Annotated in this window: 18 protein-coding genes and 3 pseudogenes; 14 read left to right on the top strand and 7 right to left on the bottom strand. The window is 69.4% G+C overall.

Annotation, left to right across the window (positions count from 1 at the left end; all coding sequences use genetic code 11):
- Positions 1-217 precede the first annotated feature (217 nt).
- The 9 genes from A3IC_RS0141510 (at position 218) to fabG (ending at position 7,744) form a co-directional block, all read left to right on the top strand.
- Positions 218-1,504: a class-III pyridoxal-phosphate-dependent aminotransferase gene (locus A3IC_RS0141510; RefSeq protein ID WP_026219330.1), complete on the top strand. Its 1,287-nt coding sequence runs from the start codon at positions 218-220 to the stop codon at positions 1,502-1,504.
- A complete protein-coding gene (locus A3IC_RS0141505) occupies positions 1,501-3,084 on the top strand; it encodes an aldehyde dehydrogenase family protein (RefSeq protein ID WP_020555968.1) in 1,584 nt (527 codons plus the stop codon). Before A3IC_RS0141510 ends, A3IC_RS0141505 begins: the two co-directional genes overlap by 4 nt.
- Positions 3,077-3,682, top strand: a complete 606-nt coding sequence (locus A3IC_RS0141500) for a BMC domain-containing protein (RefSeq protein WP_020555967.1) — start codon at positions 3,077-3,079, stop codon at positions 3,680-3,682. The genes A3IC_RS0141505 and A3IC_RS0141500 overlap by 8 nt, the downstream gene beginning before the upstream one ends.
- Positions 3,679-4,191 (top strand): hypothetical protein, encoded by a 513-nt coding sequence (locus A3IC_RS0141495; RefSeq protein ID WP_020555966.1) that lies wholly within the window; start codon positions 3,679-3,681, stop codon positions 4,189-4,191. The genes A3IC_RS0141500 and A3IC_RS0141495 overlap by 4 nt, the downstream gene beginning before the upstream one ends.
- The gene (locus A3IC_RS0141490; protein ID WP_020555965.1) at positions 4,191-4,451 is read left to right on the top strand and encodes a EutN/CcmL family microcompartment protein; all 261 of its coding nucleotides are present in this window, start codon (positions 4,191-4,193) and stop codon (positions 4,449-4,451) included. The genes A3IC_RS0141495 and A3IC_RS0141490 overlap by 1 nt, the downstream gene beginning before the upstream one ends.
- A gap of 38 nt (positions 4,452-4,489) precedes the next feature.
- Positions 4,490-4,759, top strand: a complete 270-nt coding sequence (locus A3IC_RS0141485) for a BMC domain-containing protein (protein WP_321184159.1) — start codon at positions 4,490-4,492, stop codon at positions 4,757-4,759.
- Positions 4,760-4,764: 5 nt separating this feature from the next.
- Positions 4,765-5,508, top strand: a complete 744-nt coding sequence (locus A3IC_RS0141480; protein WP_020555963.1) for a hypothetical protein — start codon at positions 4,765-4,767, stop codon at positions 5,506-5,508.
- Between the two features lie 62 nt (positions 5,509-5,570).
- Complete coding sequence (locus A3IC_RS0141475; RefSeq protein ID WP_020555962.1) at positions 5,571-6,650, top strand: phosphotransferase enzyme family protein; 1,080 nt, start codon at positions 5,571-5,573, stop codon at positions 6,648-6,650.
- Between the two features lie 305 nt (positions 6,651-6,955).
- The gene (gene fabG, locus A3IC_RS0141470) at positions 6,956-7,744 is read left to right on the top strand and encodes a 3-oxoacyl-ACP reductase FabG (RefSeq protein WP_040878020.1); all 789 of its coding nucleotides are present in this window, start codon (positions 6,956-6,958) and stop codon (positions 7,742-7,744) included.
- Between the two features lie 61 nt (positions 7,745-7,805).
- Here the strand turns inward: fabG and A3IC_RS59600 are convergent, their stop codons facing one another.
- Entirely contained in the window at positions 7,806-8,261 is a 456-nt protein-coding gene (locus tag A3IC_RS59600) for a hypothetical protein (protein WP_020555960.1), read from the bottom strand.
- 293 nt (positions 8,262-8,554) lie between these two features.
- Here A3IC_RS59600 and A3IC_RS69315 point away from each other — a divergent pair, with 293 nt between their 5' ends.
- Positions 8,555-8,704: a hypothetical protein gene (locus A3IC_RS69315; RefSeq protein ID WP_020555959.1), complete on the top strand. Its 150-nt coding sequence runs from the start codon at positions 8,555-8,557 to the stop codon at positions 8,702-8,704.
- A gap of 309 nt (positions 8,705-9,013) precedes the next feature.
- Here the strand turns inward: A3IC_RS69315 and A3IC_RS73825 are convergent.
- From A3IC_RS73825 to A3IC_RS0141450, 3 genes and pseudogenes are all read right to left on the bottom strand, one after another.
- Positions 9,014-9,391: pseudogene (locus A3IC_RS73825) on the bottom strand (hypothetical protein); the annotation flags it as partial.
- A gap of 311 nt (positions 9,392-9,702) precedes the next feature.
- Complete coding sequence (locus A3IC_RS69310) at positions 9,703-9,867, bottom strand: hypothetical protein (protein WP_020555958.1); 165 nt, start codon at positions 9,865-9,867, stop codon at positions 9,703-9,705.
- A 28-nt stretch (positions 9,868-9,895) separates the two neighbouring features.
- Positions 9,896-10,504: a helix-turn-helix domain-containing protein gene (locus A3IC_RS0141450; RefSeq protein WP_020555957.1), complete on the bottom strand. Its 609-nt coding sequence runs from the start codon at positions 10,502-10,504 to the stop codon at positions 9,896-9,898.
- Between the two features lie 87 nt (positions 10,505-10,591).
- Here A3IC_RS0141450 and A3IC_RS0141445 point away from each other — a divergent pair, with 87 nt between their 5' ends.
- Positions 10,592-11,437 carry an MBL fold metallo-hydrolase gene (locus A3IC_RS0141445; protein ID WP_205354599.1) on the top strand — a complete coding sequence of 282 codons (846 nt, stop codon included), beginning with the start codon at positions 10,592-10,594 and terminating at the stop codon, positions 11,435-11,437.
- Between the two features lie 610 nt (positions 11,438-12,047).
- On the opposite strand, the gene A3IC_RS67055 is transcribed toward A3IC_RS0141445, so the two are convergent.
- Together A3IC_RS67055 and A3IC_RS73820 are read right to left on the bottom strand one after the other, a co-directional pair.
- Positions 12,048-12,203, bottom strand: coding sequence for a hypothetical protein (locus A3IC_RS67055; protein ID WP_191864171.1), 156 nt, complete (start codon positions 12,201-12,203; stop codon positions 12,048-12,050).
- Positions 12,204-12,315: 112 nt separating this feature from the next.
- Positions 12,316-12,595, bottom strand: a pseudogene (locus A3IC_RS73820) (DUF6192 family protein); the annotation flags it as partial.
- Between the two features lie 260 nt (positions 12,596-12,855).
- On the opposite strand from A3IC_RS73820, the gene A3IC_RS0141430 reads away from it, so the two are divergent.
- Both A3IC_RS0141430 and A3IC_RS0141425 read left to right on the top strand, forming a co-directional pair.
- Positions 12,856-13,506, top strand: a complete 651-nt coding sequence (locus A3IC_RS0141430; RefSeq protein ID WP_020555953.1) for a bactofilin family protein — start codon at positions 12,856-12,858, stop codon at positions 13,504-13,506.
- A gap of 41 nt (positions 13,507-13,547) precedes the next feature.
- Complete coding sequence (locus A3IC_RS0141425) at positions 13,548-13,742, top strand: hypothetical protein (protein WP_158696314.1); 195 nt, start codon at positions 13,548-13,550, stop codon at positions 13,740-13,742.
- 273 nt (positions 13,743-14,015) lie between these two features.
- On the opposite strand, the pseudogene A3IC_RS71845 reads toward A3IC_RS0141425, so the two are convergent.
- Positions 14,016-14,147 (bottom strand): annotated as a pseudogene (locus A3IC_RS71845) (aminoglycoside phosphotransferase); the annotation flags it as partial.
- A gap of 26 nt (positions 14,148-14,173) precedes the next feature.
- Between A3IC_RS71845 and A3IC_RS0141415 the strand changes: the two are divergent.
- Positions 14,174-14,401 (top strand): hypothetical protein, encoded by a 228-nt coding sequence (locus A3IC_RS0141415; RefSeq protein ID WP_020555950.1) that lies wholly within the window; start codon positions 14,174-14,176, stop codon positions 14,399-14,401.
- The last annotated feature ends 106 nt before the right edge of the window (positions 14,402-14,507 follow it).

Below are 14,507 nucleotides of genomic sequence, written 5' to 3'. Positions count from 1 at the left end.
GCCCTCGATGGAGGTTCCCTGGAAAATATCGCTTTTGCGAAGATTCATCAGGGGGATATCGGCGATGGTGTCACCGCTGAACGAGGCCAGGCAAGACCTTCACGGCATACGGTTGAGTTGTTGGGACTGTTGACAACCGTTAAGCCAATCGGTACACATACGGTATGAACCAAAACGACGGCCTGGACGTGGTCCGCCGGTCGAGGAAGGAGTGATGATGCGTGACTACGGCTTCGTCTCCTACTCCTCGAGAGACGACTTCTTCGATCGCTCCCGTGCCGCATGGAACCCCGGCAAGACGCAGTTCTGGCTGGATCAGGGCGTCGACCTCGTCATCGACCGCCGGGACGGGTATCACCTCTGGGACGCCGACGGCCGACGGTTGATCGACGCCCACCTCAACGGCGGCACCTACAGCCTCGGCCACCGGCACCCCGAACTGGTCGCGGCCATGAACGAGGCGATGACCCACTACGACGTGGGCAACCACCACTTCGCGTCGGTCGCCCGCACCGCACTGGCGGAACGCCTGCTCGCCACCTGCGACGGCAGCATGGGCAAGGTCATCTTCGCCGCCGGCGGCGGCGAGGCGATCGACATCGCGCTCAAGACCGCCCGGCACGCCACCAAGCGCCGCAAGATCGTGTCCATCCGGAACGCGTTCCACGGCCACACCGGACTCGCCGTCAACGCCGGCAACCCGCGGTTCTCACGGTTGTTCCTGGTCGACGAGCCGTCCCAGTTCCCCCAGGTCGACTTCAACGACCTGTCCGCGATGGAGTCGGCGCTGCGGGGCGGCGACGTCGCCGCGGTCCTTTTGGAGACGGTGCCGGCGACCTACGGCTTCGTGATGCCCGAACCCGGATACCTCGCCGGGGTCAAGGATCTGTGCGAACGGTACGGGACCGTCTACATCGCCGACGAGGTGCAGACCGGCCTCATGCGCACGGGCGAGATGTGGGGCATCTACAAGGCCGGAGTCGTGCCGGACATCCTGGTCACGAGCAAGGGCACCGCGGGAGGCCTCTACCCCTTGGGCGCGGTCATCGTCGCCGACAAGGTCGCGGGCTGGCTGGACGAGGACGGCTTCGGCCACATCTCGACCTTCGGCGGGGCCGAACTCGGCTGCATCGTCGCCATGAAGGTCCTGGAGATCACCGGGCGCCCCCAGACCAAAGCGACCGTCGCCTCGATCGCGGCCCGTCTCAGCCGCGGCCTGGGCGACATCCGGTCCGATCATCCGGACTTCTTCGTCGGCATCCGACAGAACGGCTTGGTGATCGGCCTGGAATTCGACCACCCCGTGGGCGCCCAACTCGTCATGCGGGCGCTGTATGACAACGGCGTCTGGGCCATCTTCTCCACACTCGACACCCGTGTCCTCCAGTTCAAGCCGGGATTGCTGATGTCTCCTGAACTCGTCGATGACCTGCTCGAACGCCTCCACACGGCAGTCGGCCAAGCCCGCGACGCCGCACGAGTGACGTCCGGGCGGGCCGCGTGAGCGCCCAGCGGGCCCAGGCCCGCACGACCGATTGGGGCCCCGATGCGGCAGCACGCGCACGAACCCTGCTGGAACGCGCGCGTTGGGCAGCCGACGAATTCGCCTCATTCGACCGCGCCCAGGTCGACCGCATCGTTCGAGCCGTCGCGCAAGCCGGGCATGACAACGCCGCCCGCTACGCGGAGTGGGCGGTGCGGGAAACCGGGTTCGGCGTGGTCGCGGACAAGACCACCAAGAACCAGGCGTGCTCGCTGGGTCTCCTGGCCCGCTACGGAGACGAGGACCATGTCAGCGCCCGCTACGACGCGGACGCCAAGATCCTGGAAATCCCCCGCCCCGCCGGTGTCGTCGTCGCACTGACACCGTCGACCAACCCGATCTCGACCGTCTACTTCAAGGTCATGCTCGCGCTGATGACACGGAACGCCATCGTCATCAGCCCGCACCCCGCAGCCAAGGCCGCCAGCGCGGACGCCGCCCGCACGCTCCATGCGGCGGCCGTGGCGGCCGGAGCACCCGCCGATGTCGTCCAGGTCGTCGACGAACCGACCATCCCTCTGGTGGACGCCCTCATCACCGACCCCGGCTGCGGCGTCGTGCTGGCGACCGGGGGAACCCCCATGGTGCGCGCCGCCTACGGCTCCGGGAACCCCGCCCTCGGCGTCGGACCCGGCAATGTGCCCGTGCTCGTCGACGCCACAGCCGACGTCGTCGCGGCCGCGAAACGCATCGTGGCCAGCAAGGCGTTCGACAACTCCGTCCTGTGCACCAATGAATCGGTGCTGCTGGCCGAAGACTCCATCGCGGCGGACCTGTTGCGCGCTCTCGACGACGCCGGCGCACATGTGTGCGACCCCGTCGAGCGCGACCGCCTGAGGGCCTGGCTCTACCCCGAGGGCCGCCTCCGCACCGCCGCCATCGGCCGGGACGCCGCCTGGATCGCCGAGCAGGCCGGATTCCGCATCCGTCCGGGCAAGCGTGTGCTCGTCGCGCCGTTCGAGCGGCCGTTCGAAGAACCGCTCACACAGGAGAAGCTCTGCCCCGTCCTGGGATTCCACACGGTAGCCGACGCGACCCGCGGCATCCGACTGGCCCGGCTGTTGCTGCGCTGGGGCGGACGCGGACACTCCGCCGCCATCCACAGCCGCGATCGGGCCGCCATCATGGCCTTCGGGGCGGGTGTGGAAGCCATGCGCATCAGCGTCAACGTCGGCGCCAGTCTGGGCAGCTCGGGATTCGAGACCAACCTCGCACCCACGATGACCATCGGCACCGGGTTCGTGGGCCGCAGCTCGCTCGGCGAGAACCTGGAACCCCGCCACCTCGTGCAATACACGCGCGTGGCGTACAACCGTGATGCCGGCGTCGCGTTCGACGACTTCGCGGGCCTCCAGCCGTGGACCGCCCGGCCCACGCCGCCCGCGGCCCGCCCGGCCCCCCACGACACGGCCCGGCCGGCCGGTGCATCCCAGACCCCCGACGGCCGGGCGGGTCGTCAGGAACTCGACCTGCTGCGCGAAGAGATCCGCCGGCTCGTCCGCGCCGAGCTGCAAAACGCGCTGGGAGCACACCATGGCTGAACTGCGCTCGTTCATCTTCATCGATCAACTCCAGCCACAGACCATGTGCTACCTCGGCACATTCGTGCGAGGCAGCCTGCCCCGCACCAACATGTCGGCGCAGATCATCGAAGTCGCGCCGGGTCTGGACATCGAGCCGCTCACCGACGTGGCGCTGAAATACGCCGATGTTCAGGCCGGCATCCTGGTCGTCGAGCGGCAGTTCGGCTACCTCGAAATCCACTCACGGTCCACGGACGCGGTGCGTTCGGCCGCCGACGCCATCCTGGACGCACTGGGCGCGGATCCCTCCGCCGTGCCCACCCCGACCATCCTGGCCGACAAGACGATCACGAGTATTGATCCCAGGCACGCGTTCCTGATCAACCGGAACAAGTCCGGCTCGATGGTCCTGCCGGGCGAGTCACTCTTCACCCTCGAAGTCACCCCGGCGTCATACGCGATCCTCGCCACGAACCAAGCCGAGAAAGCCGCCGACATCAAAGTCGTCGACTACCGCATGATGGGCGCCACCGGGCGCGTCTACCTCAGCGGCACCGAATCCGACGTCCGCATGGCCGCAGAGGCCGCGCGCGAAGCCGTGCGAGCCAGGCCATGAACAGCACGCAGTCGGCCATCGGCTTGTCGACCGGCGGGACCTCGTGGGATCAACTGCGCGGCCTCGTCGCCGAGGCGGTTCGCGAAGCGGTCGCCGAATTGACCTCCGCCACACCGGATCACGGGAGTTCGCCGCCTTCTCCCGCAGCCGCACCGACCACCGTCGAGCCGGACAACCGCCCTGTGGTGCTCCGGGACGACGCGGACCTCGCGCGTTTCGTGCGACTGCTGCTCGATCTCACCGCAACACCCGAGGGACGGGCAGCCCTCGACGACCGCAGGATCCGGTTCCGGCTCGACAACGGTGACCCTGCCCGCGGCGGCAGTGCCGAGCCTTCACCGGCACAGCGCGTCCATCGGATCGAGCGTGGCGCCGTCGGCGAGGCCGTGGTCACCGCGGCGGCTGCCGCCGGACAACACATCGTCGCCGGCCCCCGCGCCGTCATCACCCCCTTGGGGCGGGACACGGCCCGCCGACTCGGCATCCGCATCGACCGGGAGGGGGCCTGATGCGCATCGGCACCGTCACCGGATCCGTCTGGTCGACCCGACGCGTCACCGGCGTCCCGTCGGGCGCGTTCCTGACTGTGGCATTCGACGCATCGCCGGAGGTGATCGTCGCGTTCGACGTCCTGGGAACCGGCGTCGGCGAACGCGTACTCGTGGCCCAAGGCATGAGCGCCGCCCGCCGGTTTCCCGACAACGCCCCGATCGACGCCCTGATCATCGGCTCCGTCGACGAGACTTCCACAACCCACCGCAACTCCTGAACACGAAAGTTGGGACCCTCATGTCCGATGCCATCGGAATGATCGAAACCCGCGGCTACGTCGCGGCGTTCGCCGCCGCAGACGCCATGGTCAAGGCCGCGAACGTGACCATCATCAGTCGCGAGGAGGTCGGCGACGGCCTGGTCGCGGTCGTCATCAACGGCGACGTCGGAGCGGTCAAGGCCGCCGCCGACGCCGGTGCGGACACCGCCGCCCAGGTCGGCGAACTCGTCTCCGTCCACGTCATCCCCCGCCCCCACCCCGAAGTGAACCGACACTTCAATGGTGGCGGAACCACCAACGGCTGAGCGCCATGACAACGACCTCCGACGAGCCGACGGCGGGCGCCGCACGGCGGCGCCCCCGCACCGCGGCGCAGGATCGCACTGCGGCGCAGGACCGCACCGCGGCGCAGTCCGCCGCGCCGCCGACCGAACTCCGCGTATACCTGACCTTGCGCAGCCTCCAGCGGCAGTTCGCCGCGTACTTGGGGACCCCCACCCGAGCCCGCGGCTATCCGCCCCTGGAAGGCGACCACGCCCTGATCATCGAAGTGGCCCCCGGACTCGCCATCGAGCGTGTCATCGACCTGGCGCTCAAGGCGGTGCCCGCCGCGGAACCCGGGCTGCTCTTCGTGGAACGCCAGTTCGGCATCCTCGAACTCCACACCAAGAACACCGATGATCTGGAGCGCGCCGGCGCCGCCATCCAGGCCGGGATCCACCGCAGCCCGGCCGACCAGCTCAAGCCCCGCGTGTTGTACACCGACGTGATCGAGGACGTCACCGACCAGCACGCGGTCATCTTGAACCGCACCCGCCAAGCCTCCATGATCCTGCCGGGGCAGACACTGCTGGTGATGGAGATGACCCCCGCGCTGTACGCGGCCCTGGCGGCGAACGAGGCGGAACGCGCGGCGCCGAAGAACACCCTGGTCGACGTGCAAATGATCGGCGCCGCCGGACGCGTGTACATCAGCGGCACTCTGGAAGGGGTCACCACCGCACGCCACGCGATTGACGCGGCACTGGCGGCCATCGAGGGACGTGACCACTGAACCGACGGTCCAGTCCCCCGACCCCACCGACCCTCCGGCTGCCCGCGCCCTCAGGAGAAGGCATGTCCCCCGAAAGACCCGGGTTCGACCGCGACGACACACCCGGTGCCGTCCCCGATGAACCGTACGACTCCCTGGCACGCCGCATCCTGCCCGCATACGGCATCGACCGCGACACCCCACTCGAACTGCTGAACCTCTCGGAGAACGCGACCTATCGCGTCCACGTCGGGCAGGGCGCGGCCCCCCGCATCCTGCGGGTCCACCGCCCCGACTACCACACGGCCGCCGAGGTCCGGTCCGAACTGGCCTGGGTCGCGGCACTCCGCAACGACACCGAGATCGCCACTCCGGAGCCGATTCCTGCTCTGGACGGCCGCCTCGTTGTCAGCGTCGATCCGCTCACCGCAGGGGGGCAGCGGCGTCATGCCGTCCTCTTTCACCTCATCCCCGGTGACGCTCCGGACGAGAACGTGCCCGCTCCGCAGTTCGAACGGCTGGGAGAAATCACCGCACGCCTGCACCGGCACGCTGAAACGTGGACGCCCCCCGCCGGGTTCACGCGGATGCGGTGGGACCTCGCCGCGATGCTCGGCACGCACGCGCACTGGGGACGGTGGCAGGACGGGCCCGGCGCCACCGGCGAGGTCCGCTGGGTGCTCGCGGACACGGAAGCGATCATCCAACAACGGTTGCGGCGATACGGAACCCGCCCGAGCCGATTCGGGTTGATCCACGCCGACCTCCGGCTGGCCAACCTTCTCGTGCACGGCGACCAGACCGCCGTGATCGATTTCGACGACTGCGGTTCCGGCTGGTTCCTCTACGACCTGGCCGCCGCCCTCACCTTCCTCGAAGACACCCCGCAAGTCCCCGACCTCATCGACAGTTGGCTCACCGGCTACCGGCGGGTCCGCGCACTCACCACCGAAGACGAGAACGAGATCCCCACCTTCATCATGCTGCGACGCCTGATGGTCGTCGCCTGGCTGGGCTCGCACCCCGATACCGACCTCGCGCGGGCCAAGGGCGCGGGGTTCACCCGGGCGAGCGCCGAACTGGCGGACAAATACCTCGGTACACAGAACCGATGGTGGCGCGCCCGCCGGTCGACAGCCATCGACCTCCGCACCGCGGATTGATCATGCCCACGGCGCCGGTGCCCGGGCTCGACTCTCATCCGGGCGTCACCGCCGCCCTCTCCTCCTCGCCGACTGATCGCAGGCGGCGCGGCAGTCGGCCTACGTAGCCGACCGACAGCGTGAAGCACGCACTGTCGCCGGCCGATACGTCTGGGGAAACAGACGTCACGGACGTCGTGCCATCGCAGAGCAGTGAGCCGGCCGGTCCAGAACGATCGCGCCGGGAGTCGAAGGGCTGCTTCCGTGCGAGCCACCGACGACAAGACCATCCGACCGGCCCCACCCGAAACACCCCAGGAGCATTCATGACACCCCCATCCATGGACGGCCGCCGTGTCGTGGTCACCGGCGGCTCGAAGGGCATCGGCAAAGGAATTGCCGCCGTCTTCGCCCGATCCGGAGCCCACGTGGTCATCACCGGCCGCAACGCCGCCGACCTCCACGCGACCGCGACGGAACTCACCGCTACGTGCGGGAAAGTCACCGGCATCGCGGCGGACATCGGCGACCCGACGGCAATCTCACGTCTCGCCGACGACGCGGTCGAGGCGCTGGGCGGCGTCGACGTCGTCTGCTGCAATGCGGGCATCTTCCCCAACGCTCGGCTGACCGACCTCACCGCCGAGCGCATCGACGAAGTCTTCGACGTCAACCTGCGTGGCACCATGCTCACCGTGACGGCCTTCCTGCCCGCCTTGCGGCGCAGCTCGCACGGTCGCGTCGTGGTCACCTCGTCCATCACCGGACCCGTCACCGGCTACCCCGGCTGGAGCCACTACGCGGCCAGCAAAGCCGGACAAATGGGCTTTGTGCGGGCCGCGGCCCTGGAGTTGGCCCCCCACGGCATCACGATCAACGCTTTGCTCCCCGGCAACGTCCTCACCGAGGGCGTGGTGGAACTCGGTTCCGAATACATCCGCGACATGGCCCGGTCCATTCCGATGGGCAGGCTCGCGACGAGCGAGGAGATCGGCCACGCGGCGTTGTTCCTGGCCTCCGAACACGCCGGGTTCATCACCGGCCAGGGGCTGGTCGTCGACGGCGGCCAAGTGCTCGCCGAGTCGCTGGAAGCGATCACCACCGCCGGCGCCTGACGGACACGACCAACTCGGGGAGTCCCGGCGCCGACGCGTCGACCGCCGGGGGCGGGGGAGTTCACGCGTCGCGGGGGGCGATCTGGGAGACGCGCTGATGGGACAGACTCAGGGCGGCGCCGATGTCGCGGTTGTTCCATCCCTGGTCGATGAGGGTGCGGGCGGCGTGGCGTGCGGCGTCGCGCACGGCCTGTTCGGCGTACGCGAGCGCGACGCGCGCCTCGATCAGGGCGGTGATCGCCGCGTCGGCGTCGGGGTCGGCGGGGACGAGGTCGACGCCGAACCCGCTGTGTCCGGCCGGAAGGTGCTTGCTGACGCCGGCCCCGGTCGCCTCCTTCGCCTCACGCCACGTTCGGCCCTGGGCTGTGGCGGTCCGGCCGTCGGGGAGGTCCCTGATCTCGACGACCCACGTGTTGCCGACGCGGGTTGCGTGTCCGGTGTAGGAGGGGAGAGGGGCCGGGCCGTCGGGGTCGGCGTCGGTGATGTCGGGCTGGTCGAACAGGGCATCCGTGGACATGCGATCGGTCCTTCGTCTCGGGAACGCGGGGCGCGCCGTCGAGCGGGAAGGCGGCGGTACCCGCACCGGTTGTCTATTCGAACTAGCCAACCATGGCCAGTTCGAATAGACAACCAGGTTGGGGTGGAGTGTCGGAGAGGCTCCGACGGCACGCACGCGGTCGGAGTGCGTTCGCGATTCCGCCTCTGCCCCGGACACCGTCGCGCCGCGTTGTACGGACGATCCGGACGTGCCCCCGACGCAGCAACACCACCCGATGCCTGCGCTGGGACCGCGGCCACGACAGCGAACGCATGGGCGCGATCCTGACCGCCGGCACGGTGGCGATTCCCGGGGCGACCCATCGGGCCGGGCGCGACGAGACGGAGGTGGGCGTGTTCCGGCCGGGGGAGGCGGCCGTCGAACTCGCCGGGCCCTTCCGCCGTGAACCGGCCCCGGCGTGACAACCCGTGCCGGGGCCGTAGTCCCCGATCGGCGGGCGAGGCGACGGTAGCGACGTTCGCCACCGCTGTGCCGTGTCGACGCTTCGGTGGCCCTATCGGCCGGGTGGGCCGGGGTCCCGCGCGAAGGGTTGATCGGTGTTGCCGACCCGGTAGGTGGTTCCGCGTGGGGTGACGGTGGCGCGGAAGTCCCAGAGCCTGGGCTGGTGGGCTCACCCCGCCGTCGAAGCCGCCGGACGCGGTCCCGTCGTCGGCGACGACGAGTCGCAGCAGGCCGCCTTGGTGGAAGGGGACGACGCGGGGGGCGACGAACACGCCTCCGGGCAAGGCTTGTTCGATCCACGCGTGGGGGAGGCGGCTCACGGCGGCGGTGGCGATCACCCGCGCGAACGGCACGTGTTCGCGGTGGCCGAGTTCGCCGTCCCCGCACACCACGTCCACCCGCCGGCCGGCCGCCTCCAGCGCCTCGCGGGCCCGGGCGGCGAGCGCGGGATCGATCTCGACCGTGCACACCCGGTCGGGCCCGGCACGTGCGCACAGCAACGCGGCGTGCGGCGCGTACACCGCCTCGGCCCACCGTTTTGGCTTCGCGGACCGTTCCAGGGCGCGGTACCCGCCGCCCGCGTCGGGAATCCACACGGTGTCGGGGACGAAGCGGTGCCGCGGAATCCCCGCGAACGCCCCGCGCATCCAGGGATGCTCGAACTCGCCCAAGGCATGCAGGGCTTCGACCGCCCGGATGCTCGTCCTCGACGCTCATTTCGGCTTCTTGCGCGTGCCCGGAGCGGGGTTGCGCAGCGTCGGGTCGTCGCCGTCGGGGGAGGGCTCCGGAGCGGGTCGCGGGGGCGGTGTGGGCTTGTTGTGCGTACCCATGTCGAGGTCCCTCCTCGCGGTGACGTCGAGCCATCATCGCGTGACCGACCGCGTGACCGACCGCGTGATCGCCGGTGCCGGTGCCACGCGGCCCCGGTCGCCCGTCGAGGCAGGGGCACGACACATGCTCAGGCGTTCCCGAGGATTTCCACGGTTCTCACGTCCAGCTCGATCATCAGGTTGTCCATACGGGCCTTCTGCTCGATGGACCGTGCGAGTTCCCGGCCTTCGGCGAGGGCTTCCGGCGTCGCGGCGGCGAATCCTCGCGTGACGGTGCCGAGGGCGTGGCGCATCGCCTGATCGTCGGCGTCAGGCGGCCGATCAGGTTCTGCGCGAGATGACCATGATGTATTCGCAGGGAGCGTTCGTTCGGTTGGCGAAGCCGTGGTCCGCGTCGGCTTGGAAGAACAGGGAGTCGCCTGTGTTCAGGGTCTGGCTGATCCCGCCGACCGCGACGGTGAGGGTGCCTTCGAGCACCATGAGTTGTTTCTCCGTACCCGGCGGATACGCGGGCAGCAGCCCGGTGAAGACCTGCGCGGGGAGGTAGTGGACGACCATCTCGGCTCGTCCCGCGCCCGGGGCCGCTGACACGATGTGCCGCTCGAAGCCGGTTTCCGGGTCACGGAAAACGGGGCGCTCGTTCTTGCGCATGGCAACGGCCACACCGGACGCGGCAGCAGCAGGCGCACCGATCAGGTCCGAGAGCGACACATCGAGCGCGTGGGCGATCCGGGACGCGACGCCGATCGTCGGGCTCTTCTCGCCGCGTTCGACCTTGGACAGCATCGCCCGACTGACCGACGACTGTGTGGACAGCTGCTCCAGCGTCAGGCCCGCCTCCTCGCGGCGTCGCCGCACGTTACCGCCGAACGCGCCGGCCAGGTCGTCACCGTGCTGTGGTTCGGCCGCGTTTCCGTCTTGCTCGGCCACGGTGCTCCTCGATCGATGGGTACCTCGCTGCCCACAGTGTAGAGTTTCTCCTAAAGAAGATATGATCTTCTATCGAAGACGCACGATGTGCGTCCGACACGACGGAGGGGTTCCATGCGTTTGATCTCGAGTGGCCGGCACCATGCCACGTTCGAATTCGGCGATCTGCAGGTGATCTCGTTGCGAGACGGGTACATCGACATGCCGCCGACACGGCTCCGCGACGAGGATGGACGCACGCTCGATGAGCTGCCGGCCGCCGTCCCGCTGGCCGGCGACAACTTGCGGCTATCGGTCAACGCCTTCTTCGTCACCGACGGCACACGGTCGGTTCTCATCGACACCGGCGCGTCCAACGCCTGGCACGACCCCACCATGGGATTGATCTACGACGCGCTCGACGAAGCGGGCATCGACCGCGCGCATGTCACCGATGTGGCCATCACCCACAAGCACGAAGACCACGTGAGCGGCCTGATCGCGCCGGACGGTTCAGAGGCGTTCACCAAACTCGAGCGCGTGTGGATCGGCGCGGGCGACACCTCGGTGTTCACGGGGCGGCTCGAGCCGATCCGCAACCGGGTCGTACCCGTGTCGGAGACGGTCGCGATCAACGACTGGACCACCGCGATCCCGACACCGGGCCACACGCCCGGTCACACCGTCTACCACGTCAGGAGCGGCACCGGCCATCTTCTCGCCTGGGGCGACACCGTTCACGTTCCCACGCTCCAATTCGATCAGCCGAACGTGTCCTGGGAGTTCGACGGCAACCAGTCCCAGGCTCGCGCCGCGCGAGCGGCGCTCCTCGAACAACTGACCCAACCAGACCACTTCGTAGCCGGCGCCCACCTCGACTCACCCGGCATCGCCCGCGTAACCCCCTCCGGCGACGGTTATGCGCTGGAGTACCTCGCACCACCGATCGGCTGATCGAGCCTGTCGGCTCCGGGCCGCGCTCGCGTACTCCGGTCGTTGCGATCCTCGACCCGCCGAAAGCTGGTCGCCACCTTCGCGTTCCATGCCCCCAAGGCGGAGGTGTGCCGGTTGCAGTCCTCGACCGGCTCGAAGGTCGGTCGCCACCTGCGCGACCAGTCGTTCGGCTGCTGTGGGGTGAGGAGCTTGGGTGCCTGGCCAGGTATCCTTCGGGATGTTTCGGTCATTCGACTTTGGCTGGACGGCGTGTGGCATGCGTGCTCGAGGTTACGAACCCGCGCCTTCCCATCCGGCCTCCGGCGTCATCGACTACGCCTTTCAGCCCCGCCGGGCCCGTCGCTCCGATCAGGCGGTAATACCTCCACGCCCACACCGTGCCGGCCGGGGGTCGGTGTTTCAGAACGGGGGCGTGGCGGTCGACCGTGGTTCGACCGGCTTGGGCGGGGGCCGTTGAAGAAGCGCCACGGCCTCCGCGACGCGGCCCAGGTCGAATGAGATACCCCGCCAGGACGCTGCCGCTCGCGGGGAAGTGTCGTTCTGGGACGACGACGGCCTCCTCGATGCGCCCGGCATCGGCCGGCAGTTCGGCAAGGGACCGGGCTGCGTATCAGCCGTCGCCCTCCAGATGTGCCCACGCCTGCGCGATCGCCTCCTCGAACCGCCCCCATGCCTCCAACAGTTCGACCACGGTCTCGGCCGCCTTCCACCAGCCCGTGGCCACGTATGGCGCGAGCACCTGCGACGCCTTGCCGGTCCTGCCCACCCAGCAACCGCGCCTGCTCCCGCGCGCAGAACCACTCCCCGCGGCTCGCCTGCGACTCCACCACCTCGACACAGCCGAGAGCCGCTCCGCCGGCCCGGAACCGGACGGTGTCGACCATGCGCTTGCCGGCGGTGTGGCCCATCGCCGCGGCGGCCACCTCCGGCCTGCGCGACAGGTCCGCTGTGGCGGAGGCCGCGACGGTGTCGTCGCGCGCCGGGTCGCGGATCCTCTCCGCCCGTTGGCCGCCGGGTTTTCTCACCCGATGCCCGAACGGCGCGCGTGGCTTCGTCCACCCACCATCCGCGCCGGCCGGTCCGCGCGTTCACCGGCTCGTCCGCCGGCGTGGCGAGCCGCTCCCGCTCGTCGGCGATCGCCGCCAGAACGGCGAACACCGTGAGGGGACCCCGGCTGCCGCCGCGAGGCCGGCCGGCGCGAGGCCGTCCACCGGTTGATCCACCATCGGGCGTGCGTCCGGTGCCCGGCGGGGCGACGGGGGTGGGCAGGCGCTCGCCGGCCAGGTCGACGTCGTCGAGGTCGGCTCCGAGGGCGAACACGCCGGACACAGCCCAATCGATGCTTGATCCAGTCCATATCTTGAGGTGGTGTGGTCCGCTCACAGGAAGCGTCCGAGAGATGTGGAACAGTTCGCGGCATGACCTTGCGAACCATCAACCACAGTTGGGCGGAGACCGTCGCGCTCTTCGAACAGCGGAATCTTCCCGTGTCCGGGTACGAGAATCTGTACAACGAGACGTATGACGTACACACGGGAGATGCCTCGATATCCGGCGACTTCGTGCTGGACGGGGCCGACCTCGCCGGCACGGGCTATGTCATCGACGGTGATCTGACCGTCGGCGGCAACATCGTCAACCTGGACGACGGCTGCCCGGCGCTGATCGTGCTGGGCGATCTGCGCGCCGGGAACATCTATCTCGAAGGCGATGTCAAGCTCCTGGTCCGGGGAACCGTCCACGTGGACGCGTTCATCGGGAACACGACCGACAAACTCGTCATCATCCATGGCGACCTGCGGGCGTCCGTGACCGTCCTGTCCGACGAGTTCTCCCCGGACCTCATCGGCGGCGAGTTGCACGGCGGAGTGATCGCCCCGCCGTACCTCGAACTCGCCCAGGACCGCGACCCGGCCACGCTGCTCGTCCCCGAGGTCCTGGTCACCGACGAGGACGACGACGATGACGACGACCGCCGCGGCTTCGACGCGCCGCGGGTACATGGTGGTCGCCTGCTGCAGCGCATCGAGGAGGGACTTCCGGTTGCCCGTTGTTCGAGACCGCGCTGATTCCGGTCCGCACCGGCGCTCTCGGTCCGTGGAGTCCGTACGTGACCGACCCCGATCACGAAGCCCCCACCCTTGATCCGATCGCCCGCACGGAGCGCGCCGTTGAGGATGTCGCGCACTCGGCCGTGGATTCCGGGATCACCTTCGAGGTCACGGACGTTGTGGACGCAGCGGAGCCTGCGCTCCCCGGTGGCCTTCCCGCACCGACCATGGTGACGCGAGCCGGCGGGACGTGATCGCCGCAATGGCCGGCGACATTTCGAGCGGGCGGATGTACGAGGGCAGGTGACTTCTCGGCGGTCGCCGAGCAGGTTCCCGTGTCTCACCCGACCTTGTCGGGCACCGTTCGTCGAACGCGACCACGGTCTCGACGTGCCCGCACAGGACTTCGAGGTGATCAACCCGTTCCCGACAGGTGGTCGCTGGGGTGTGGATCCCGTCGGCACGAGGGGCACCCGGGCGCCGAGGGTGCCGCCGGCTGCCCGGTGTCCGTCGGGGGCGGCCTTGGCTTAGCCCAGCGCGTCCATCAGGGCGGTGACATAGGCATCCAGCCGCTCCTCCACGGCTCGCGTCGTCAGCTCAGTCCTCCCTGCCTCCCGCCATGGCTGCGCCACCAACTGCACTTCCTCTGAGCACGTCAGGCCGGCCGCGAGGTCACGGTGCGGTCATGCCCCACCACACCCACGAGATCGAGGTCTGCACCCCCGACGGCCGCCGCCTGGGCCCCGCACACCTGGCCGACCAGGCCATCCGCCAACAACTCGCCGCACTGCGCCGCGCCCGCACCCAACGCGCCCGCCGCCTACGGGCCGAGGCCAAAGCCGCCGAGCAACTGCGCCGGGACCGCTTCGCCCCCGCCACGACCCCACCGACGCGCGCCGCCTGGACGCACTGACCGCCACCGAAGCCGCCCGGGCGAGCGACTCGAACCAAGGAAGCCCGGACACGACCCGTGCCAGTACGTCGCCGCCTTCCCCCGCACATGCATATTGATCATGTCC

The sequence above is a fragment of the Embleya scabrispora DSM 41855 genome (genome assembly GCF_000372745.1).
GTDB classification, from domain to species: Bacteria; Actinomycetota; Actinomycetes; order Streptomycetales; family Streptomycetaceae; genus Embleya; species Embleya scabrispora.
This window is presented reverse-complemented; position numbering and strand designations above follow the sequence as displayed.